This is a genomic window from Pseudomonas vranovensis DSM 16006, from assembly GCF_000425805.1.
GTDB lineage: Bacteria > Pseudomonadota > Gammaproteobacteria > Pseudomonadales > Pseudomonadaceae > Aquipseudomonas > Aquipseudomonas vranovensis.
This window is the reverse complement of sequence record NZ_AUED01000018.1, coordinates 150,467-172,821: the sequence shown is the minus strand read 5'-3', so window position 1 is coordinate 172,821 and position 22,355 is coordinate 150,467. Positions and strand designations below refer to the sequence as shown.

The window sequence follows — 22,355 nt, the reverse complement described above, 5'->3', positions numbered from 1 at the left end:
TCCCTCCGGGATTCATTCATTCCTGTTGATTGTGGAACGACATGTCCCGTAACTCCAAGCTTCACTCCCTGGCGGCCAATGCCCTGGCCCCCTGCCTGGCACTCTCGCTGCCGGCCTTCGCTGAAGAACACAGTCCTTCTGCCCTGGCCCTACCTTCAACGGCCATCACCAGCACCAGCGACAACGACCCGATCAGCCTGGCCACGCCCCTGCCCGCCGGTTCACGCCTGAACCTGAGCGCCATGGACACTCCGGCCAGCACCAGCAGCCTGGGCGCCGAGGCCATTGACGGTCGCAACAACAGCACCGTGCAAGCTGCCGTCACTCGCTCCCCCGGCATCACCTCTGTGGGCACGCCGGGCAACGGCAACACCGCGTTGTCGGCGCGCGGCTTCACCGGCCACGGTTCGGTGATGACCCTGTTCGACGGTTCGCGCATGTACACCGGCGCCGGCACCCAGACCTTCCCGGTCGACCCGTGGATGGTCGAGCGTATCGACATCATCCGGGGGCCGGCTTCTGTGCTGTACGGCGAAGGTGCTACGGGTGCGGTGGTCAACGTGATCCCGAAAAAACCCTTTGCCGGCGACATCCGCAACCACCTGCGCCTGGGCTACGGCAGCGACGACCGTCAGCAACTGGGCCTGGACAGCGGCGGCTCGCTGAGCGAGCGCCTGAGTTACCGGATCACCCTCAATGACCAGCACGGCAATGGCTGGGTCGATCGTGGTGACTCCAAAAGCCGCGCCATGAGCGCAGCGTTGCGCTTCGATGCCAGCGACGACCTGAGCTTTACCCTGGCCCACGAGCGCGGCGATGCCGAGCCGATGAACGACTTCGGCACGCCGCTGATCGACGGCCACTCCCGCGACAGCCTGCGCAAGAAGAACTACAACGTGCGCGATGACGTGCAGCGCTACCACGACGAATGGACCCGCCTGAACACCGACTGGGCCATCAGCGAGTCAATCAGCGCCAGCAACCAGCTGTACTACCTCAAGAGCCGTCGCCACTGGCGCAATGCCGAGGACTACACCTGGCACAGCGACCTGGGGCAACTGGAGCGTGGCAGTTACCTGGAGATCAAGCACCACCAGGAGCAGATCGGCGACCGCCAGAGCTTCACCTTCGACCACGCGCTGTTCGGCCTGGCCAGCAAGACCGTGGTCGGCGCCGAATACAACCGCATCCGCTTCGGCATCGACAGCAACTCACCGTATAACGACATCGGCGGCGACTACATCGACCCGTGGAACCCGGCACCGGGCTACTTCCACAGCCAGGACCCGACCCGCCCGCAAACCCGAAGCACCACCCGCACCTTCGCCCTGTTCGCCGAGAACCGCACCCAACTGTCGGAGCGCTGGTCGCTGGTAACCGGCATCCGCCGCGACCAGAACCACATCGACCGCGACAACCTGGTCAACGACACCCGCAGCGACCGCAGCCTGGGCGGTGGCAACTGGCGCGCCGGCCTGGTGTTTGCCGTTACGGACGAACTGTCGCTGTACGGTCAGTACTCCACCAGTGAGGACGGCGTCAGCGACCTGATTACCTTGAGCCCGACCCAGCAGAACTTCGACCTGACTGAAGCCAAGCAGACCGAGTTCGGCCTCAAGCAACTGTTCTGGGACGGCCGTGGCGAATGGACCCTCGCGGCCTACCATATCGTCAAGAAAAAGCTGCTGGTCGATAACCCAGTCACCCACCTCAAGGAACAGGCCGGACAGCAGACCTCGGAGGGTCTGGAAGCCACCCTGGAACTGGCCCTGGCCAACCAGTGGCAGGTCTCGGCCAATGCCTCGGTGGTACGCGCCAAGTATGACGACTTCGACCAGACCGTGGGCGGCCAGACGGTTTCACGCGCCGGCAACCGCCCGAGCAACGTACCACGGCGCACTGCCAACCTGTGGGTGAACAAAGGGTTGGGCCATGGCGTGGATGCCGGCATGGGCCTGCGTTATGTCGATGAGCGTTATGCCGACACCGCCAACTCCCAGACCGTACCAGGCTTTACCGTGGTCGATGCCAACCTGGGGTGGCAGGTGCTGCCGGATGTGCGCCTTGGGTTGCAGCTGAACAACCTGCTCGACCGGCGTTATGCGGCCGTCGCGCACAGCAGCGAGCAGTGGATCATGGGTGAGCCTCGGTCGTACTTTGCGACCCTGGACTACAGCTTCTGAGTTGATCGGGACTGCTGCGCAGCCCATCGCCACCTCGTTCCTCGGCAGCGGCCACAGATTGCCGACCAGGCTCCTGTGGCCGCGCAGCGCTCGTACAAACACCGCACTACAGTGACGGCAGGCTGTACCGCTCGGCGAAGTACTGGCGAAAAAACTCCACCGCTACCCGCACCTTGGCCGAACTGGCCAAGGGCGAGGTGTACACCGCCCAGATATCCGCTGGCTGGTGATACTCCCCCAGCACCTGCACCAGCCGCCCATCGGCCAGGCTGTCATGCACATCCCACCATGAGCGCAGCAAGATTCCCCGCCCGTCCAGGCACCATTGGTGCGCCACTTCGCCATGGTTGCTCGACAGGCTGCCAGTCACCCGTACGCTTTCCTCGCCATTGGGCCCTTCCAGCTGCCAGATGCCGAAGGGATGATCGCGCTCCTTGATCACCAGGCAATCGTGGCTGGCAAGCTCGGCCAGCACCTTTGGCGTGCCCCGCCGCGCCAGGTAGGCGGGGGAAGCACACAGCACGCGTCGATTCTTCGCCAGTGGCTTGGCGATCAGGTTCGGCGCAATCACGTTGCCGACACGAATATCCAGGTCAACGCCCTCCTCGATCAGGTCCACCAGGCGATCATGCACATCCAGGCGGATATCCAGGCGCGGGTAGCGCTCGGCCAGCTCCGACAGGGCCGGCGCCACGAAGCGACGACCCAGGCCCAGGCTGCTGGCGATACGCAACTGGCCCGCCGGCTCGCGGTGCTGGGCGCTGATGTCGTCGCCCATGCGTTGCACCGCGTCGAAGATCTGCTGCGCCCATTGGTACACCCGCTCGCCCTCCTCGCTCACCGTCACCCGTCGGGTGGTGCGGTGCAGCAGGCGCACGTCAAGGTCCTGTTCGAGTACGCGGATGCGCTTGCTGATGAATGCCGGCGACATGCCCAGCGCTTCGGCCACTGCCGCGAAGCTGGCGCGCTTGGCCACCTGGATAAAGATATTGAGGTCGTCGAGGCTAGGAAGATTATTCACGTTTCGTACACTAAGAATCCATGAAAGGCGAGATTATCTCTGATTAAAGCCCTTATAGCATGGCTCGCATCTGTTCCCTAGACAACGAGTGCGCCCCCATGAGCAAGACGTTCAGAATCGCAGCCATCCCAGGCGACGGTATCGGCAACGAAGTTCTTCCCGAAGGTATCCGCGTGGTCGAGGCCGCTGCCCGCAAGCACGGCCTGGACATCAGCTTCGAATTCTTCGAGTGGGCCAGCTGCGACTACTACCTGGCCCACGGCAAGATGATGCCAGACGACTGGTTTGAACAATTGAAGGACTTCGACGCCCTGTACTTCGGCGCCGTCGGCTGGCCCGACAAGGTTCCGGACCACATCTCGCTGTGGGGCTCGCTGCTCAAGTTCCGTCGCGACTTCGACCAGTACGTGAACATCCGCCCGGTGCGCCTGTTCCCGGGTGTACCGTGCCCACTGGCCGGCCGTGAGCCAGGCGACATCGATTTCGTGGTGATCCGCGAAAACACCGAAGGCGAATACTCGTCCCTGGGCGGGCGGATGTTCGAGAACACCGAGAACGAGTTCGTGCTGCAAGAGTCGGTGTTCACCCGCCGCGGCGTGGACCGCATCCTCAAGTACGCTTTCGACGTGGCCCAGACCCGCGAGCGCAAGCACGTCACCTCGGCAACCAAGTCCAACGGCATGGCCGTGAGCATGCCCTACTGGGACGAGCGCACCGCCGCCATGGCTGCCAATTATCCGGATATCAGCTGGGACAAACAGCACATTGATATCCTCTGCGCCCGCTTCGTGCTGCAGCCGGACCGCTTCGACGTGGTGGTAGCCTCCAACCTGTTCGGCGACATCCTCTCCGACCTTGGCCCGGCCTGCGCCGGCACCATCGGTATCGCGCCATCGGCCAACCTCAACCCCGAGCGCAAGTTCCCGTCGCTGTTCGAGCCGGTCCACGGTTCGGCCCCGGACATCTACGGCAAGAACATCGCCAACCCGATCGCGATGATCTGGTCCGGTGCGCTGATGCTCGACTTCCTCGGCAACGACGGCAGCGACCCGCGCTACCGCGCCGCCCACGACGACATCCTCAAGGCCATCGAGCAGGTCATCGCCGCCGGTGACACCACCCGCGACATGGGCGGCCAGAAATCCACCCAGCAGGTGGGTCAGGCGATCACCGATCTGGTCCAGGCGTGATGTCCGCCGGGGCCGATTATCAGAATTGTCTGACAAAACGCCCCGGCCCCTCTTGCGAGCGGCGTGGATTGAATGCAAAATCTGTTAACCAAAAGATTCACGTTAACTTTTAGTTAACGGCCAAGGAAGGAGCGAGACCGCAACACCCCGGTTGCCTGCCGGGTATATAAGTACGCCAACGTCCAGGAGACGATGATGTCGCACAAGAATAAAAAGATTGATGTGTTCCTGATCACCGTGAGCCTGATAGCCGTGCTGCTCACCGTGATTGGCCTTGCAGCCTTCCCGGGCCAGGCCGAAAGCGCGGCAAACCAGTTGTTCGAGCTGTCTACCCGCACCTTCGGTACCAGCGTCCAGGTACTGGTGTTCGGTAGCTCCCTGGCCGTGCTGTACCTGGCCTTCAGCAAATACGGCAACATCCGCCTGGGCAGTGGCAAGCCCGAATACGCCACCGCCACCTGGATGTTCATGTTCATCTGCGCCGGCATGGGGTCCTCGACCCTCTACTGGGGTGTGATGGAGTGGGCCTACTACTACCAGACCCCAGGCCTGAACATCGCCGCAGCCACCCCCAAGGCGCTCGAGTACAGCATCAGCTACTCGTTCTTCCATTGGGGCATCAGTGCGTGGTCGATCTATGCCCTCGCCTCGCTGGCCATGGCCTACCACTTCCACGTGCGCAAGAAGAGCGGCCTGAACCTGGCTTCGATCGTCGAAGCAGTGACCGGCTTCAAGGCCACCGGCCCTGTGGGTCGCAGCGTCGACCTGATCTTCCTGCTGACCATGATGGGCGCCTTGACCGTATCCCTGGCCCTCACCGCCTCGACCCTGACCCGCGGCCTGCATGACCTGGCCGGCACCCCGGACACCTTCACCGTGCAGTTGATGGTGATCGGCGGCGTGGCGGTGATGTTCTCGCTCAGTTCCTACATCGGTATCGACGGTGGCCTGCAGCGCCTGAGCAAGATGGTCTGCATCGGTGCGCTGGTGTTTGCGCTGGTGGTACTGCTGGTCGGTCCGACCCAGTTCACCATCAACAACACCGCCAACTCCATTGGCCTGATGATCCAGAACTACGTTCACATGAGCCTGTTCACCGACCCTGCCGGTGACGGCGCCTTCACCCGCAACTGGACGGTGTTCTACTGGCTGTGGTGGGTGTCCTACGCACCCGGCGTGGCCATGTTCGTGACCCGCGTGTCGCGTGGCCGGCAGATCAAGGAAGTGGTCCTGGCCCTGCTGATGGGCGGCAGCTTCGGTTGCTGGTTCTTCTTCGGCGCGTTGGAAAGCTACAGCATGCACCAGTTCATCACCGGTGCCGTGGATGTGCCGAAAATGCTCAGCGAGCAAGGCGGCGAATCGGCGGTGACCCACCTGCTGCTGGCATTGCCGTGGGGCCAGGTGTTCCTGGGCGTGTACCTGTTCATCATGGCGATCTTCTGCGCCTCGCACATGGACGCCGCGGCCTATGCGGTGGCGGCCACCAGCACCCGCAACCTGCGTGAAGGCGACGACCCGACGCCCACCCATCGCCTGTTCTGGTGCGTGGTGCTGACCCTGGTGCCGCTGGCCATGCTGTTTGCCAAGGCTTCGCTGTCGACCATGAAAACTGCCGTGGTACTGACCGCGATCCCGTTCATGGTGATCCTGCTGGTGAAGATCTACGGCTTCTTCAAATGGATGTTCGAAGACTACGGCCAGATGCCGGCCTTCCGCATCGAAGAAGAAGCGGCGCGCATGGCTGGTGAGGAACCTGCCGAGAAAGCGCCACGCAGTGCCGCTGCCGTTCACTAGAAAACTGGGAGAGGGCTTGCCCCGCGATGCGATGGGTCAGTGATGACCCGATCGCGGGGCACGTCGAGACGTCGCACCGCCGCTCCTAACAGGTAGAAAGGCAGGCAAATTTTTTTGCCTTGCTTGTTAACTGATAGATACGCGTTAACTGATAACTAAAAAACCGAGCTTGTGAGACCCCAACCATGAATGACTTCAAACGCCTGCCCGCCGATTTCTGCGCCAACGCCGAAGAGGCGTTCACCATCCCGGCCAACTTCTACACCCAGGCCTCGGTATTCGAGCACGAGAAAGAAGCCATCTTCGCCCGTAGCTGGATCTGTGTCGGCCATCGCAGCGAAGTCGCCGAGAACAATGCCTACATCACCCGTGAAGTGATCGGCGAAAGCATCATCGTGGTCCGTGGCCGCGACAGCGTGCTGCGCGCCTTCTACAACGTCTGCCCGCACCGTGGCCACCAGTTGCTCAGCGGCAGCGGCAAGGCCAAGAACGTCATCACCTGCCCGTACCACGCCTGGACCTTCAAGCTCGACGGCGAGCTGGCCCACGCGCGCAACTGCGACAACGTGGTGAACTTCGACAAAGAGAATTCGACCCTGGTGCAACTGCGCGTCGAAGAATACGCAGGCTTCATCTTCATCAATATGGACATGGACGCCGGCACCGTCGAAGACCAGTTGCCAGGCCTGCAAGCGCGCATGCGTGAAGCCTGCGGCGTGATCGACGACCTGCACCTGGCCGCGCGCTTCGTCAGCGACACCCCGGCCAACTGGAAGTCGATCGTCGACAACTACCTGGAGTGCTACCACTGCGCCCCGGCCCACCCAGGCTTCTCCGACTCGGTGGACGTCGGCCAGTACAGCCACAGCATGCACGGCAACTGGACCCTGCAGTACGGCCTGGCCAAACCGTCGGAGCAATCGTTCAAGTTCGACGAGTCGGTGAAGGACCCCTCGTTCGCCGGCTTCTGGGCCTGGCCGTGCACCATGTTCAACGTGCCGCCAGGAGCGAACTTCATGACCGTGATCTACGAGTTCCCGGTCGATGCCGAAACCACGCTGCAGCACTACGACGTCTACTTCCTCAACAAGGACATCACCGAAGAACAGCAGAAGCTGATCGACTGGTACCGCGAAGTGTTCCGCCCTGAAGACCTGCGCCTGGTAGAGAGCGTGCAAAAAGGCCTGAAGTCCCGCGGGTATCGCGGCCAGGGCCGGATCATGGCCGACCGCGAACGCAGCGGCATGAGCGAGCACGGCATCGCCCACTTCCACAACCTGATCGCCGTTGCCCACCTCGACGACTGACAACCGGCGCGGCAGGCCTCGGAGCCTGCCGCGCGCTTCGGAGTACCTTGCGTGAATCTCAACGACAACAAGCTGTTCCGCCAGCAGGCCTACATTGCCGGGCACTGGTGCGACGCCGATGACGGTCGCAGCCTGGCGGTGACCGACCCTGCCAACGGCAACCTGCTGGGCAACGTGCCGCTGATGAGCGGCGCCGAAGCGGTGCGCGCCATCGAGGCCGCCGAAGCCGCCCTGGCCGACTGGCGCGGGCGCACTGCCAAGGACCGCGCGCAGATCCTGCGCCGCTGGTTCGAACTGCTGCTCGAACACGAGCAGGACCTGGCCCGCCTGATGACCTTCGAACAAGGCAAGCCGCTGCACGAGGCCCTGGGCGAAATCCGCTACGCCGCCTCTTTCGTCGAGTGGTTCGCCGAAGAAGGCAAACGCGTGTATGGCGACGTGATCCCTAGCCCTTCCAGCGACAAGCGACTGCTGGTAATCAAGCAAGGCATCGGCGTATGCACCGCCATCACCCCGTGGAACTTCCCGGCGGCGATGATCACCCGCAAGGTCGCCCCGGCCCTGGCCGCGGGCTGCACCATGGTGGTCAAGCCGGCCAACGAAACCCCGTTCTGCGCCCTGGCCCTGGCCGAGCTGGCTGAACGTGCTGGCGTACCTGCGGGCGTGTTCAGCGTGGTCACCGGCGATGCTCCGGCCATTGGCGCGCAGTTCACCGGCCACCCTTCGGTGCGCAAACTGAGCTTTACCGGCTCCACCCCGGTGGGTCGCCTGCTGATGGGCCAGTGTGCCGAAACCATCAAGAAGGTCAGCCTGGAGTTGGGCGGTAATGCGCCGTTCATTGTGTTCGGTGATGCCGACATCGACGCCGCCGTCGAAGGCGCGCTGATCGCCAAATATCGCAATGCCGGGCAAACCTGCGTGTGCGTCAACCGCTTCTATATCCATGACAGCGTCTATGCACAGTTCAGCGAACGCTTCATCGAGCGCGTACGCCAGCTGGGCGTCGGCCACGGCAGCGTCGAAGGCACGCAGATCGGCCCGCTGATCAGCGACAAGGCGGTGGCAAAAGTACGCAGCCTGATCGACGACGCAGTCGGCAAAGGTGCCGAGCTGGTGCTCGGCGGCCAGGCCCACGCCCTGGGCGGCAACTTCTTCGAGCCCACCGTGCTGGCCAATGTCGGCCCCGGCATGGAGCTGCTGGAGGAAGAGATCTTCGGCCCGGTGGCAGCCCTGGTGCGTTTCAGCACCGACGAGGAAGTCGTTACCCTGGCCAATGCTACCCAGTACGGCCTGGCAGCCTACTTCTACAGCCGCGACATCGCCCGGGTATTCAAGGTGGCCGAACAGCTGGAGTACGGCATGGTCGGCGTCAACACCGGCCTGATCTCCAACGAGGTCGCGCCGTTCGGTGGCATCAAGCAATCGGGCCTGGGCCGTGAAGGCTCCAAGTACGGCATCGAAGATTATCTGGAAATCAAATACCTGTGCCTCGCCATCTGAGCGCACCGGTTCCGGGACGCGGCAGGGCCTGCCGCGTGCCCCTGCAGTCGAGGTGAATCATGGCCAACAAATATGAAATGTTCAGCGTGCGGGTCACCGACGTACAGCAGGCAACCCCGCTGATCAAGCGCTTCACCCTGGCCCGCGAAGACGGCGCAGCGATGCCCGCCTTTACCGGTGGCAGCCACGTCATTGTGCAGATGCAGGGTGCCGACGGCAGCCAGTACAGCAACGCCTACTCGCTGATGAGCGACCCGCGCGACACCCGCAGCTACCAGATCGGCGTGCGCCTGGAAGAGCAGTCCAAGGGCGGCTCGGCGTTCATGCACCAGCACGTGGAAGTCGGCACGCAATTGACCATCTCGACGCCCAACAACCTGTTCGCCCTGGACGCCAGCGCCGGTCGCCACGTCATGATCGCCGGTGGCATTGGCATCACCCCGTTCATGGCCCAGCTGCACGAGCTCGAAGGCGGCAGCACCGACTACGAGTTGCACTACGCCTTCCGCGCCCCCGAGCACGGTGCGTTCCAGGACCAGCTGGAAAGCGGCCCCCATGCAGGCAATACCCGTTTCTACATCGACAGCCTCGAGCGCAAGCTGGACCTCACTGCCCTGTGCGCCGGCCTGGCCGACGATGCTCACTTGTATGTATGCGGCCCCAAGCCGCTGATCGATGCGGTGATCGCCACGGCCGCCAAGGCCGGCATCGCCGAGCAACGCGTACACTGGGAACAGTTCGCCGCCGCCCCGGTCACCGGCGGCGCCTTCACCCTGGTGCTGGCCCGTTCCGGCACCGAACTGCAGGTTGAAGAAGGCATGAGCATTCTCCAGGCCATCGAAAAGTCCAAGGCTGCCAAGGTCGAGTGCCTGTGCCGTGAAGGCGTGTGCGGCACCTGCGAGACGGCGATCCTGGAAGGTGAAGCCGAGCACTATGACCAGTACCTGAGCGATGAAGAAAAAGCGGCGCAGCAGAGCATGATGCTCTGTGTTTCCCGTGCTCGTTCGGCGCGTTTGGTGCTGGATCTTTGATCGTTATCGCGGGGCAAGTCGAGACGTCGCACCGCCGCTCCTACAACAGGATCGGGCTTGCCCCGCGATAGCTTGACCGTCAACCCAAAGTTTACAGCTTAGGTATACTGGCAGGCTCTTGGCCCCGATCAGGACACCCTGCCCCATGATGGAAAACAGTTTCGCCTTCCGCCTCAAGGAACTGCTCGAGTATCACAAGCTGACCCTGCAAGCCGTGGGAACAGCCTTGGGAATCTCCCGCACGGCAGTACACAAATGGACCCGTGGCGGCGAAATCGACTACGACAACCTGCGCAAGCTGGCCGAGTTCCTCAAGGTCAACTGGATCTGGTTGCGCTACGGCGAAGAAGCGCTGCAGAACGTCCAGCAGCATCAGGTGGTCGAGCTGCCAATGACCGACCTGCGCCGGCGCTACACCGCCGAGATCATGGAGAGCGAAACCCGCATGAAGCTGGCCCAGGAAGGCGCGCGGATCGTCACCTGGGAGTGGAACCTGATCAGCGACGAGGTCACCTACTCGCCCAACGTCGAACAGGTGTACGGCTGGCCGGTCACCCGCAACGAAGACTTCTGGGCGCACCTGCCCGAAGAAGACATCACCCACATGCAACAGCTGTACGCCCAGGCCGTGGCCGAAGGTACCGGCTGCGAATGTGATTTTCGCATTACCCGTCCCGACGGCGAGCAGCGCTGGATTTCTTCCCGCGCGACCGTGGTGCGTGACAGCGCCGGCCGCTCGGTGAAGATGGTCGGCATCAGCATGGACAACACCGAGCGCATGGTCGCCGAAGCCAAGCTGCGCAACAGCGAAGAGCGATTTCGGGCCATCTTCGAGCTGGCCTGGGGCGCCCTGGCCTACATCGACCCCGATGGCACCTGGCTGCGGGTCAACAACAGCCTGTGCGAGTTGCTCGGCTACCGAGCCGAAGAACTGTACGGCCTGACCTTCCAGTTACTGACCCACCCCGACGACCTGGACGCCAACCTGCAACTGCTGCAGCGTCTGCTGGCCGGTGAGATCAACCGCTATGAGGTACAAAAACGCGTTCGCCACAAGGATGGCCGCTACATCTGGGTCCGCGCCCGCACGTCGTTGCAGCGCCGCCCCGATGGCGAACCGGATCACCTGATCAGCGTGTTTGAAGACATCAGTGCCGAACGCCGCGAACACGAGCGCCTCGAAGCACACATCGCCAGCCTCGAAGCACGCCTGGCCCAACAGAACGCTTGACCCGCACGGAGGACAGCGGATGCTTCCGGGAACCTCGTACACCTCAGCCCGGGCGTTGCACACGGCCAGGCTGCGCGGCAAGGTCGGGCTGTACTTCGTCGCCGCGCTGTCGGTGCTGGCGGGCATGACCGACGCCATCGGCTTCATGGCCACCGGCGATTTTGTCTCGTTCATGAGCGGCAACACCACGCGCCTGGCGGTCTCGCTGGGTGAAGGTGAGTGGGGCATGGTGCTGCGCATTGGCGCGCTGTTGCTGGCCTTCGTGCTGGGCAACGCCCTGGGCGTGGTGATTGCCCGCTTGAGTGGCCGCCGGCCCTGGCCGCTGCTGTCGATGATCGCCATCCTGCTGGCGGTGGCCGGGCTGCTGCCGCTGGCCTGGCCATTGCCGGCGCTGGTCACGGCAGTGACGGCCATGGGCATGATCAATGCGGTGGTCGAGGAAGTGAACGGCCTGCCGATCGGCCTGACCTACGTTACCGGCGCGCTGTCGCGTTTCGGCCGTGGCCTGGGCCGGGCGTTGTTGGGCGAGCGCCGGCAAGGCTGGCGGGTGCAACTGATTCCCTGGACCGGAATGTTCGTTGGCGCCATCGCCGGTGTATTGCTGGAGCAGGCCTTCGACCTTGCCGCCCTGCTGTTCAGCGCAGGGCTTGCTGCCGCGCTGGGATTGGTCTCGTTGAAGATTCCCCGGCGCTGGCAACTGCGCTACATGCCGCGTTGAGCCTTACAGGCAAGTTGCCAGGGCCGCCATCCGGCGCAGGGCGACGCTGTCGTTTTTCTGGGCGTAGTAGCTGACAGCACTGGTTGCACCCTGGGACTGAATATCGGCGAACGATTCGGCCTCACGGGTGTAGACGGTGAAACCGCCCTGCTTGTTGGGCTCCAGGTAGCCGCTGGCGTCGACGCCGAACACCGCCTCGTCCTGCCAGCCGAACTGGATGCACTGGGCCACGCGGTCGGCGGGCTTGGCTGAGCTGAAGCTCTTGGTCGGCGCCTTGGCCCGCGCCGCCTCCATGGTCGAAGACGCACACCCGGCCAACAACGCTGCAGCAACCACCGCGATAACTACCCGCATGAAACACCCCTGTCGTAAAAAAACGCCGACTGTACCACTGTGGGAGCAGGCTTGCCCCGCGATGCGATGTGTCTGTGAGATAGCTATCGCGGGGCAAGTCGAGACGTTGGACTGCCGTTCCCACAGGCGCCTGCAACAAATCAACAAACCGAAACGCAGTTTCTGCCAGACTTTGCAGCTTCACGTATCAGGAAGATTGCATGAACGACGAACTGCTCTGGGTGCTGGGGTTGCTGTTTACCTGCGTGGCCCTGTTCATCGCCAACCGCCCGCGCATGGACGTGGTTGCCCTGCTGGTGATCGTGGCGCTGCCCCTGACCGGCATTCTCAGCGTTCAAGAAGCCCTGGCAGGCTTCAGCGACCCCAACGTGGTGTTGATCGCGGCGTTGTTTGTCATTGGCGAAGGCCTGGTGCGCACCGGCATTGCCTACCGCATTGGCGAGTGGATGGCCGACCGGGCCGGCAACAGCGAGGTGCGCCTGCTGGTGCTGTTGATGGTCTGTGTGGCCGGCCTGGGGTCGGTGATGAGTTCCACCGGGGTGGTGGCGATTTTCATTCCGGTGGTGTTGAGTATTGCCGCGCGCATGAAGGTCTCGCCCAGCCGCCTGATGATGCCGCTCAGTTTCGCCGGTTTGATCAGCGGCATGCTCAGCCTGGTGGCCACACCGCCCAACGTGGTGGTACACAGCGAACTGGTGCGCCACGGTGAGCCGGGCTTCAGCTTTTTCAGCTTCACCCCGTTCGGCCTGGTGATACTCGTGCTGGGCGTGGGCTATATGCTCCTGACCCGCCACTGGCTCAGCGGCGAAGTACGCAAGGACGGCAGCCCGCAAACGCGCCGTACCCTGCTTGACCTGGTCATCGACTACAAGTTGGCCGGCCGTGAACGGCGCCTGCGCGTGCGCCCCGGCTCACCGCTGATCGGCCACAGCCTGAGCGAACTGAAGCTGCGCACCGTGCATGGCGCCAACGTGGTCGGTATCGAGCGCCAGCACAAGTTCACCACCCGAGTGATCAGCCCCGACTCCAGCACCACCGTGCATGAAGGTGATGTGCTGCTGCTCGACCTGTTCGCCCCGCGCGACGACCTGCGCAGCCTGTGCCAGACCATGAAGCTCGAACCCCTGCACTTCAAGGCTGCCTACTTCATCGACCAGTCCCATGCCGTGGGTATGGCCGAGGTGGCAGTGGTGCCCGGCTCGCAGTTGATCGGTCAAAGTGTGCTGGATCTTAACTTCCGCAGCCGCTGGGACCTGAACGTGGTTGGTTTGCGCCGCGGCCAGACGGCCATCGAAGAACAACTGGTGGAAGAAAAACTCAAACTTGGCGACACCCTGCTGGTGATTGGCCCGTGGAAGGCGGTGCGCCAACTGCAAGCCCAGCCCAAGGACTTCCTGGTATTGAGCCTGCCCGCAGAAGTCGACAACGTGGCCCCGGCCCTGAACCAGGCACCCTATGCCTTGATCAGCCTGGGGGTGATGGTCGGCCTGATGATCAGCGGCGTGGTGCCCAATGTCATCGCCGCGCTGATCGGTTGCCTGCTGATGGGCGCCGGGCGTTGCATCGACATGAACAGCGCCTACAAAGCCATTCACTGGCAGAGCCTGGTGCTGATTGTCGGCATGCTGCCCTTTGCCCTGGCCCTGCAGAAAACCGGCGGTATCACCCTGGCGGTGAACGGACTGGTGCAGGTACTTGGCGAGGCCGGGCCCTACATGATCCTGGCCTGCCTGTTCGCCATCACCGCAATCATCGGTCTGTTCATCTCCAACACTGCCACCGCGGTGCTGATGGCGCCGGTGGCGATCAGTACCGCCGAGCAATTGGGCGCCTCGCCCTACCCCTTTGCGATGATCGTTGCCCTGGCGGCCTCGGCGGCGTTCATGACACCCGTCTCATCACCGGTGAATACCCTGGTACTGGGCCCCGGCCAGTACCGCTTTGCCGACTTCGTCAAGGTCGGGGTGCCCTTTACCGTGCTGGTGATGGTAGTCAGCGTATTCATGGTGCCATGGGTGTTTCCGCTGTGAGGGCAGCGATTTTCTGCTGTTTGAGCATTTCGGCAGCCTGGCGCCAGTCCTGCGCCCAGCCATCGAGCACCACCTTGAGGTTATCGGCGGTCATCACCTGATCGTCGTTCTCAAGCGGCAGGCCGGTGCCCTTGCGGACCACTTCGGCTACCACCGCGCGGGTCCCGCCATCAAGAAACGCGGCTTCGGTGGCGATCTCGCTGTCCAGGTCGCGGATGCCCACGGCGCTGCTCACCCCGGCGGCCACCAATGTCACCGGCAGGTATTCATAGAAATGCAGCGATTGGGTGTGGGCGCCAACCGAGGTAATCGCCGGGCGAATGATCAAGGTGTTGGGGCCCGGTTGCTCGACCAGCGTCAACACCTTGCCCAGCTCTCGCTTGAGTGCTGCATCGTAGTAGGTCGTTACTGCCGCCAGGGTCGAGGCCGGAATCCGCTCGCTGGGCTTGGGGGGCGGGTAGAACCGGCTGGGGGCGATGTAGACCTGGTTGTAGCGCTCGATATGCAAGTTGGGGCTGACCCAGCGCAACACCGAATCCCCGGAGGCCGTCTTGAGCTCGCGCAACTGATCATAGTTGCGCAAGAAGCCGGAATACTCCTTGGGCGATACCTTGTTCTGGCTGCAACCCACCATCAACAGCGACAGGCACAGTGCTGGCGCGATCATTTGTTTACGCATGGCGTGGACTCCCACTGTGTTTTTTTCCAGGCCGCGACGCGGTGCCCGAGCGCTCGACGTTCAATTGCCCGCTGGCCATGATCCAGTGCACCAGCTCCGCCAGCGGGACCTTGTAGCTGTACTCCATCCACTGACTGCTGGCGGGGCTGAAACGCTCGAAGTAATGGCTGAGGATCACGTGGGTCCCTTCACTGCACAGTTCCAGGCGCGAATCCTGGTAATTGAGCAGCGCATTGCGCCACAAATCCTGGGTGCGCAGGTCAAGGGTCAGAGACTGGCTGCAGTCGAGGCCGTCGATCGGGTGTTGTGCCGACATGAAAAATTCCCTTGTTATGGACGGCGCAAAGGATCTCTCAGGGCTTTTGCTGGCAAATGTCCGCTTTGTATCGCCATTGCAGCTTTGTTGCGCGATTGAAATAAATGACCGGCAGCGCAGAATGGTTTTAGATACGCACTTTTCAGGCCCCTCTGGACCCAAACGTGAGCAGACTGCTGATCGTCGATGACGATGTGGAAATTTGTGCCCTGCTGAAGAAGTTCTTTGTGATGCACGGCTACGAAGTCGACCTTGCCGCCAATGGCACGGCGATGTGGACGGCCATCGAACAGCAGCGCCCGGATACCATCATCCTCGACCTGATGCTGCCGGGTGAAAGCGGCCTGAACCTGTGCCAGAAACTACGCGCCAACACCGGCATCCCGATCATCATGCTCACCGCCATGGACGAGTTGAGTGACCGTATCGTCGGCCTTGAACTGGGTGCCGACGATTACGTGGGCAAACCCTTCGATGCCCGCGAACTGCTGGCGCGCCTGCGCGCGGTTCAGCGCCGCACCGGTGAGCAGTTACGCGCACAGAGCGAAGAAACCCGGCCACTGATCCGCTTCGACGACTGGCAACTGGATGTGACCCGCCGCGAGTTGCGTACGCCGCAAGGGGTGATGGTGCCGCTCTCGGCAGGCGAGTTCGACCTGCTGTTGGTATTTCTCGAACACCCGCAGCGCATCCTCAGCCGCGAGCAGTTGATCGATCTGGCACGGGGCCAGGGCCATGAAGCGTACGACCGCAGCATCGACGTGCAGGTGAGCCGCCTGCGCCGCAAGATCGAACCCGACAGCAAGCGTCCGGCACTGATCCGAACGGTGCGCAATGGCGGCTACTTGTTCGACGCCAAGGTCAGCCGCTCGTGATCCGCCTGGACCTGCGCCGCGACAGCATCAGCCGGCGCATTGCCCTGACCATCATTGCCGCCATGCTGACCTCGGTGGCATTGAATATCCTCTTTGTGCAACTGGCTGGCGTATGGGCGCGCCCGCCCTTGAGCCAGATCGGCCTGATCGAGCAAATGGCGGTGGTTACCCGGGTACTCGAGGCAGCCCCGCCGGGTCAGCGTGAGCACTTGGCCCAAGCCGCCAGCAATCCGATGCTGCATGTGCGCTGGAGCCCCCAACGTGAATCCCTGAACCTGCCCGACAGCGGTGAAACGCTGGCCCTTGAAGACTCACCGGAGCTGCAGCAACTGCTGGCCACCCGGCCGCGCCAACTGGCGGTCTACAAGCCCGACGACTGGCCCGAAGGCGACCCGGATGCACACTACAAACTGGTCCTGCAACTGGGTGACAACAGTTGGCTGGCCTTCACCCCGCCCTACCGTAGCTGGGGCCTGAGCCTGGGGATGCGCTTCACCATCATTGGCATCCTGGCGCTGATAGCCGCCTTGCTGGTGGCCTGGATCGGCACCCGCCAGCTGGCCGGCCCGCTGCAGCGCTTTGCCCGCGCCGCGCGGCGCTTTGGCAGCGACCTGCGGGCGCCGCCGATCCGCCTGGAAGGCCCCCATGAGCTGCGCCAGACAATCACCGCATTCAACACCATGCAGGCGCAGATCCAGCACTTTATTGCCGAACGCACGCAGATGTTGGCAGCAATCTCCCATGACCTGCGCGCACCGCTGACGCGCATGCGCCTGCGCGGCGAGTTCATTGAAGATGCCGAGCAACAGCGCAAGCTGTTTCGCGATGTCGATGAGATGCAGAGCATGATCAACGCCGCGTTGAACTTCTTTCGCGACGAGACCCGCCTGGAAACCGCCACCCCGTTTGATCTGGCCGAATTGCTGCAAACCCTGGTGGACGATTACGGCGACCAGCACATTGATATCCCTTTCGAGGGCCCGAAAAACCTCGTTTACCTCGGGCGCCCGCTGGCCCTGAAACGCGCAGTAACAAACTTGATAGAAAACGCCGTCAAATATGCCACCCCGCCCACCATCCGTTTGAGCAGCACCGCCCACAGCCTGTTCATCGACGTCAGCGACCAGGGCCCGGGCATCCCTGGCGCGGCGCTGGAAGAGGTGTTCGTGCCCTTCTTTCGCCTGGAAAGCTCACGCAACCGCGACACCGGTGGCGTCGGCCTGGGGCTGCCGGCGGCACGCACGGTAATCCGCGAACAAGGCGGCGAGCTGACCCTGGGCAACCAGCCGGGTGGCGGCTTGCGGGCGCGTATCGAGCTGCCACGCGACCAGTGATCAACCGCCGTCGGTGTCGATGTCGGCGTCACGGTTGGGCTTTTTCTCCGGCTCTGACTTGAAGTCCGGGCTGTAGTCGTTGTCCCGTGCGGTGCGGTCATGCCGGGGGTTGTTCGGCGCCTTGACCGGCTCGGTGGAGTCGCCCTGGGCGTCGGAAGTCTTTTGCTTGCTCATGAAAGCCTCCTTCATGGCGCTTGCCGTTGTGCAAGTCCTAAAGCTGTGAGGCCAGCGAGCACTGAGGGTTCCTGCTGGACAAGCAATGCGCGGCTTAACGCTGACTTAACGGTGGCGCGTTACGGTACAGGCTCTTCCCTTCAGAACGTTGTTTGGCTCACTTTGCGTGAGCCTTTTTTTTTGCCTGTGGGCGGTCTGAAACAAAAGTTTGAAATTCAGGTCTGATCCATTAACTTCCCTCCGCTGTGCGGATAAAGGATCCACAGTGCTGAAACACTTCGCCCGCTTTGCCGTAATCGCCACCGTGCTGTCCACGGCCGGTTGCTACTACCACGATTACGACCGCGACGATCACCGTTATGACCGCGACCACCGCTACTCCCGCGACTGGGACGATGACCGTGACCGTGACCACCGCAAGTACGACAAACGCTACCGCGACGACGACCGCTCCCGCTACTACGACAATGACCGCCGCCGCGGCCGTGACGATGATGACGACGACGATGACGATTGATCGCCAGCTGCCTGTTCACCTGACTGACAACCGTATTGCCTGAGGATTACATCATGCGTGTTTCACTTTCTGTTCTGACGTTGGGCCTTGTGCTCTCCCAAGGTGTCCTGGCTGCCGGTGACGGCACCGCTGCCATGGGTGGCGGCTTGGGTGGCGCGCTGGGTAACGTGGTTGGCCAACAGATCGGTGGCAGCACCGGCGCGGCCATTGGTGCCGGTGTTGGCGGCGCGGCCGGCAGTGCGGTGGGAGCCCGCAAGGGCAACCGCACAGAAGCGGCCATTGGCGGTGGCCTGGGATCGGCCGGTGGCTCGGTGATCGGCAACCAGGTGGGCGGCAAGACCGGCTCGACCATCGGTGCCGGCCTGGGTGGCGCCGCAGGTGGCGCCCTGGGCAACAACATCGCCGACGATGACCGCCATGACTCCGGCGGCGGTCACAAGCACAAGCATAAACACAAGCATAAGCATCGCTGATTCACATCGATCACAGCCTCGTTCCTTGGCAGCGGCTACAGATCACCCCATGTAGCCGCTGGCGACAGCCTGCGATCGGCCGTTGGCTTGTCAGCCCAACAGCGCCCGCGGCCAGCCCAGAATCTGCTTGGGGCGCGGTGGCGCATAGGTACGCACCTTCGAGGTACTGAGCTTCAAACGCACCAGCGACTCGGCCAACGCCACCGCCGCCGTCACCCCGTCAACTACCGGCACCCCGGTACGCGCCTGGATACGCTCATCCAGCCCGACCATTCCACCGCAGCCCAGGCAAATCACTTCGGCCTTGTCGACCCGCACCGCCTCCTCCGCCTCCCGCACCACCGACTCGATGGCCCGCTCCGGGTCTTCCTCCAGCTCCAGCACCGCAAGACCACTGGCCCGCACCGACGCACAGCGGCTGTCCAGTCCGGCAAGCTTGAGGCGGTCCTCGATCAGCGGCACGGTGCGATCCAGGGTGGTGACCACCGAGTAGCGATGGCCCAGCAGCATCGCCACACTGGCGGCTGCCTCGGTGATATCCACCACCGGCACGTTGAGCAGCTCCTGCAAGCCTTCGCGACCGTGCTCGCCGTACCCGGCCTGGATCACGGCGTCGTAGGGCTGGTCGTAGCTGAGCACCCGTTCCATGACGGCAATGGCCGCCAGGTAGCTTTCAAAGTTGCCTTCCACCGACTCTGCACCAAAGCGGGGCGTCAGCCCGACGATCTCGGTGCCCGGCGACGCCACGCTGCGTGCCTGCCGAGCAATGGCGTCGGTAATGGACGCGGTGGTGTTGACGTTGACTACCAGTATTCTCATGACTCGTTTCCTTGTGCGTGACGCTCAGTGGTGGGCGCTGTCGACGGCAAAATGCTCACCAGAACAGTCCACGTAATGTTTATTGCGATCGGAGATCAGGTAGTACACGCCACCGGCGATGGCCGCGCCGAACAGCCAGGAGAACGGCGTCAGGTCGCTGAAGGCCGGTACCAGGGCCAGCATCACCGCGGCGATGGCCGAGGGCACCAGGGCAGCGATGGCCTTGTAGTTGACCCCGCGGGTGTAGTGGTAGGTGCCGCTGGCGCATTCGCTGTACAGGTCCGGGACATGGACCTGGGCTTTGCGGATCAGCCAGTAGTCGACCATGATGATCCCGTACAGTGGGCCCAGCAGCGCGCCCAGCCCCGAGAGGAAGTAGACGATCACCAGCGGGCTGTTGTAGAGGTTCCAGGGCAGGATCAGTACCGCCAGGGTGGCGCTGATCATGCCGGCACGGCGAAAGTTCAGGCGGCTCGGTGCAAGGCTTGAGAGCACGAAGGCCGGGGCGACGAAGTTGGCCATGATGTTCACCGCCACGGTGACGATCAGGAACGCCAGGCAGCCCAGGACCAGGAAGGTTTTGTCGGGAATCGCGGCAATGATCTGGGTCGGGCTGTCGATCACTGTGCCATCGATGCTGAACTGCGCCCCGGACAGCACGAAGCTGATCACCGCGAACACCAGGATGTTCACCGGCAGGCCCCAGAAGTTGCCGACGCGGATGGTCTTGCGGCACGGCGAGGAACGGGCGAAGTCGCAGAAGTTGAGGATCAGCGTGCCGTAGATGGCCAGCCACAGCGCGCCGCCGGCAAACACCTGGGTCCACATCTTGACGCCGGTCAGCGGTTCACCCACCGACCAGGCCAGGTTGCCGTCGACCCGCAGGTACATCCACACCGCCAGCACCAGCACCGTAGAGAGAATCACAGGGCCGGCAAAGGACTCGTACTTGCGCACCATCTCCATGCCGAAGGTCAGGATCACCAGTTGCACGAACCAGATGGCGACGAAGCTGGCCCAGCCCAGGCTGGACAGCCCGAGAATGGCGTTATGGTCGTAACTGGCCAAGGCTGGCCAGATGGCCACCAGCAGCACCCGCAACACCACCGAGGCGAGGTACGTCTGGATACCGAACCAGGCAATGGCAATCACCGCACGGACGATAGCCGGCAACTGTGCGCCGTAAATGCCAAAGCTCATGCGGCTGATCACCGGGAACGGCACCCCGGTTTTCTGGCCCATGTAGCCGGACAGGTTCATGAAGAAGTACACCAGCGCCGCCCCCACTGCCAGGGCCGCCAGCATCTGCCAGCCCGACAGGCCGAGGGCGAACAGGCCCATGGCAAATGAATAGTTGGCGATGTTGTGCACATCGTTGGTCCACAGGGCGAAGATGCTATACCCGCCCCAGCGCCGGCCTGCGGCTTTGGTGGGAGCAAGGTCAGCGTTGTGCAGCTTCGGACTCAGGGCACTGTGCCCGGAGGCAGGTGCAGAGGCGGCAGCGTCGGACGGCAGGTACGCACTGTCCAGATGTTTGGAAGTATCCAATTGCATGTTCCCCGGGCTCCTGCTGCAGCACAGGAGTGCTACAGCACATTATTGTTGGATTTGCAGAGTTGGGACCGCTGTCGGGCGCCTTGGCGCCATGCATACAAATATTGCATACAATTTTTGTATTACGATTTTTGCGGAACAATATGTATGCCAAAAGGGGTTGAAATGGAATTCGCCGCCTACCGCTCTGAGCACATAAACAATTGATTTTTATTATTTAAAAACTTTCATAAGAGGCTGCCGAGAAGCCATTTACCTGATCGAACGGTCAAATGACCAGGTGACAAAAATGTGAATTGTCGTAACGACAACCCGTAACATGTATCCACAAGACTGCTACGCCGATACACAATCTTGAGATCGCGGGCAAGCCCACTCCTACACCCGGTGGGAGGGGCGGTGCGACGCCTCGACTTGCCCCGCGATGGCGCACAATTTCACGCTGCAACTTTTTGTCTAGGCACATTTACGGCATGCTGGGGCGGTCAAGGAATATCGGAGCTGGTAATGACGGAAAAACACCCCGCATCGACCGTAGAGCGTGTCTACCTGGGGGTCCACGAGGCGATCCGCAAGCGCACCCTGCGCCCCGGCATGAAACTGGGCGAGTCGTCGCTTGCGGAGCTTTTCAAGGTCAGCCGCACTTCGGTGCGCGCGGCGCTCAAGCAACTCGAAGGCGACGGCCTGGTCTCCACCGAACTGAACAAGGGCGCATGGGTGTCACTGCCCAGCGACGATGACATTCGTTCGGTGTTCGAAACCCGGCGCCTGATTGAGATCGGCATCGTCACCGAGCTGTGCCGGCGCGCCGACAAGAGCGTGCTGCACCCCCTGCGCCTGCATGTAGCCGCAGAGGAAGCCGCCGCCGATGCAGGCGACCATGCCCGCTACGTCAACCTGTTGGGTGAGTTCCACCTGCGCCTGGCCGAGGTGCTGGACAACCCGGTGTTGCTGGACTGGTTCCGCAAGCTGATCGAACGCGGCTCGCTGTACGCCTCGACACTGGACGACGAACGCCACGAAGCCTGCCGTGGCAACGAGCACCTGCGCCTGATCGAGTTCCTCGAAGCGGGCGACCAGTCGGCGGCCATCGAGCTGGTGTGTACGCACCTGCGGGGCATCGAAGAAGCCATACTCAAGGCCACCCAAACCTTGAAGGCCGACTACCACCCGCTCAAGCACCTGCTGGGTGGCTGAAACCCGCCATTCACGACCCAACTGATATCGATCCCGATATTTAATTGGTAAATGCATC

At 62.7% G+C, this 22,355-nt stretch carries 21 protein-coding genes; 14 read left to right on the top strand and 7 right to left on the bottom strand.

The window, feature by feature from the left end:
* Nucleotides 1-41: 41 nt before the first annotated feature.
* A complete protein-coding gene (locus H621_RS0115670) occupies nt 42-2,183 on the top strand; it encodes a TonB-dependent receptor (protein WP_028944320.1) in 2,142 nt (713 codons plus the stop codon).
* 106 nt (nt 2,184-2,289) lie between these two features.
* Here the strand turns inward: H621_RS0115670 and H621_RS0115665 are convergent, their stop codons facing one another.
* Nucleotides 2,290-3,204: a LysR substrate-binding domain-containing protein gene (locus H621_RS0115665; RefSeq protein WP_028944319.1), complete on the bottom strand. Its 915-nt coding sequence runs from the start codon at nt 3,202-3,204 to the stop codon at nt 2,290-2,292.
* Nucleotides 3,205-3,302: 98 nt separating this feature from the next.
* Between H621_RS0115665 and H621_RS0115660 the strand changes: the two genes are divergently transcribed.
* From H621_RS0115660 to H621_RS0115630, 7 genes are all read left to right on the top strand, one after another.
* Nucleotides 3,303-4,394, top strand: a complete 1,092-nt coding sequence (locus H621_RS0115660; RefSeq protein WP_028944318.1) for a tartrate dehydrogenase — start codon at nt 3,303-3,305, stop codon at nt 4,392-4,394.
* Nucleotides 4,395-4,589: 195 nt separating this feature from the next.
* A complete protein-coding gene (locus H621_RS0115655) occupies nt 4,590-6,188 on the top strand; it encodes a BCCT family transporter (RefSeq protein ID WP_028944317.1) in 1,599 nt (532 codons plus the stop codon).
* A gap of 185 nt (nt 6,189-6,373) precedes the next feature.
* Nucleotides 6,374-7,495 carry an aromatic ring-hydroxylating oxygenase subunit alpha gene (locus H621_RS0115650; protein WP_028944316.1) on the top strand — a complete coding sequence of 374 codons (1,122 nt, stop codon included), beginning with the start codon at nt 6,374-6,376 and terminating at the stop codon, nt 7,493-7,495.
* 51 nt (nt 7,496-7,546) lie between these two features.
* A complete protein-coding gene (locus H621_RS0115645) occupies nt 7,547-8,995 on the top strand; it encodes an NAD-dependent succinate-semialdehyde dehydrogenase (RefSeq protein WP_028944315.1) in 1,449 nt (482 codons plus the stop codon).
* 59 nt (nt 8,996-9,054) lie between these two features.
* Complete coding sequence (locus tag H621_RS0115640; RefSeq protein WP_028944314.1) at nt 9,055-10,026, top strand: PDR/VanB family oxidoreductase; 972 nt, start codon at nt 9,055-9,057, stop codon at nt 10,024-10,026.
* A 145-nt stretch (nt 10,027-10,171) separates the two neighbouring features.
* On the top strand, nt 10,172-11,257 hold the full coding sequence (locus H621_RS0115635; protein ID WP_028944313.1) for a helix-turn-helix domain-containing protein: 1,086 nt from the start codon (nt 10,172-10,174) through the stop codon (nt 11,255-11,257).
* A 19-nt stretch (nt 11,258-11,276) separates the two neighbouring features.
* Nucleotides 11,277-11,975 (top strand): YoaK family protein, encoded by a 699-nt coding sequence (locus tag H621_RS0115630; RefSeq protein WP_028944312.1) that lies wholly within the window; start codon nt 11,277-11,279, stop codon nt 11,973-11,975.
* A gap of 3 nt (nt 11,976-11,978) precedes the next feature.
* On the opposite strand, the gene H621_RS0115625 is transcribed toward H621_RS0115630, so the two are convergent.
* Nucleotides 11,979-12,329: a hypothetical protein gene (locus tag H621_RS0115625; RefSeq protein WP_028944311.1), complete on the bottom strand. Its 351-nt coding sequence runs from the start codon at nt 12,327-12,329 to the stop codon at nt 11,979-11,981.
* 200 nt (nt 12,330-12,529) lie between these two features.
* Here H621_RS0115625 and H621_RS0115620 point away from each other — a divergent pair, with 200 nt between their 5' ends.
* The gene (locus H621_RS0115620; protein ID WP_028944310.1) at nt 12,530-14,359 is read left to right on the top strand and encodes an SLC13 family permease; all 1,830 of its coding nucleotides are present in this window, start codon (nt 12,530-12,532) and stop codon (nt 14,357-14,359) included.
* Here H621_RS0115620 and H621_RS0115615 read toward each other — a convergent pair.
* Together H621_RS0115615 and H621_RS0115610 are read right to left on the bottom strand one after the other, a co-directional pair.
* On the bottom strand, nt 14,331-15,038 hold the full coding sequence (locus H621_RS0115615) for a DUF3313 domain-containing protein (protein WP_028944309.1): 708 nt from the start codon (nt 15,036-15,038) through the stop codon (nt 14,331-14,333). The genes H621_RS0115620 and H621_RS0115615 overlap by 29 nt on opposite strands.
* Nucleotides 15,031-15,354: a hypothetical protein gene (locus H621_RS0115610; protein WP_051270552.1), complete on the bottom strand. Its 324-nt coding sequence runs from the start codon at nt 15,352-15,354 to the stop codon at nt 15,031-15,033. Before H621_RS0115610 ends, H621_RS0115615 begins: the two co-directional genes overlap by 8 nt.
* Before the next feature lie 164 nt (nt 15,355-15,518).
* Here H621_RS0115610 and H621_RS0115605 point away from each other — a divergent pair, with 164 nt between their 5' ends.
* Both H621_RS0115605 and H621_RS0115600 read left to right on the top strand, forming a co-directional pair.
* The gene (locus H621_RS0115605) at nt 15,519-16,229 is read left to right on the top strand and encodes a response regulator (protein WP_028944307.1); all 711 of its coding nucleotides are present in this window, start codon (nt 15,519-15,521) and stop codon (nt 16,227-16,229) included.
* On the top strand, nt 16,226-17,563 hold the full coding sequence (locus H621_RS0115600) for an ATP-binding protein (RefSeq protein ID WP_028944306.1): 1,338 nt from the start codon (nt 16,226-16,228) through the stop codon (nt 17,561-17,563). The genes H621_RS0115605 and H621_RS0115600 overlap by 4 nt, the downstream gene beginning before the upstream one ends.
* Here the strand turns inward: H621_RS0115600 and H621_RS28470 are convergent, their stop codons facing one another.
* Nucleotides 17,564-17,737 (bottom strand): hypothetical protein, encoded by a 174-nt coding sequence (locus H621_RS28470; protein ID WP_156905616.1) that lies wholly within the window; start codon nt 17,735-17,737, stop codon nt 17,564-17,566.
* Between the two features lie 265 nt (nt 17,738-18,002).
* On the opposite strand from H621_RS28470, the gene H621_RS0115590 reads away from it, so the two are divergent.
* Nucleotides 18,003-18,254 carry a hypothetical protein gene (locus H621_RS0115590; RefSeq protein WP_105642082.1) on the top strand — a complete coding sequence of 84 codons (252 nt, stop codon included), beginning with the start codon at nt 18,003-18,005 and terminating at the stop codon, nt 18,252-18,254.
* A 53-nt stretch (nt 18,255-18,307) separates the two neighbouring features.
* A complete protein-coding gene (locus H621_RS0115585; protein ID WP_028944304.1) occupies nt 18,308-18,727 on the top strand; it encodes a glycine zipper domain-containing protein in 420 nt (139 codons plus the stop codon).
* Nucleotides 18,728-18,817: 90 nt separating this feature from the next.
* Here the strand turns inward: H621_RS0115585 and H621_RS0115580 are convergent, their stop codons facing one another.
* Both H621_RS0115580 and H621_RS0115575 read right to left on the bottom strand, forming a co-directional pair.
* Nucleotides 18,818-19,546, bottom strand: coding sequence for an aspartate/glutamate racemase family protein (locus H621_RS0115580; RefSeq protein WP_028944303.1), 729 nt, complete (start codon nt 19,544-19,546; stop codon nt 18,818-18,820).
* Nucleotides 19,547-19,570: 24 nt separating this feature from the next.
* Nucleotides 19,571-21,100, bottom strand: a complete 1,530-nt coding sequence (locus H621_RS0115575) for an NCS1 family nucleobase:cation symporter-1 (protein ID WP_036989906.1) — start codon at nt 21,098-21,100, stop codon at nt 19,571-19,573.
* A 507-nt stretch (nt 21,101-21,607) separates the two neighbouring features.
* On the opposite strand from H621_RS0115575, the gene H621_RS0115570 reads away from it, so the two are divergent.
* Complete coding sequence (locus tag H621_RS0115570; RefSeq protein WP_028944301.1) at nt 21,608-22,297, top strand: GntR family transcriptional regulator; 690 nt, start codon at nt 21,608-21,610, stop codon at nt 22,295-22,297.
* The last annotated feature ends 58 nt before the right edge of the window (nt 22,298-22,355 follow it).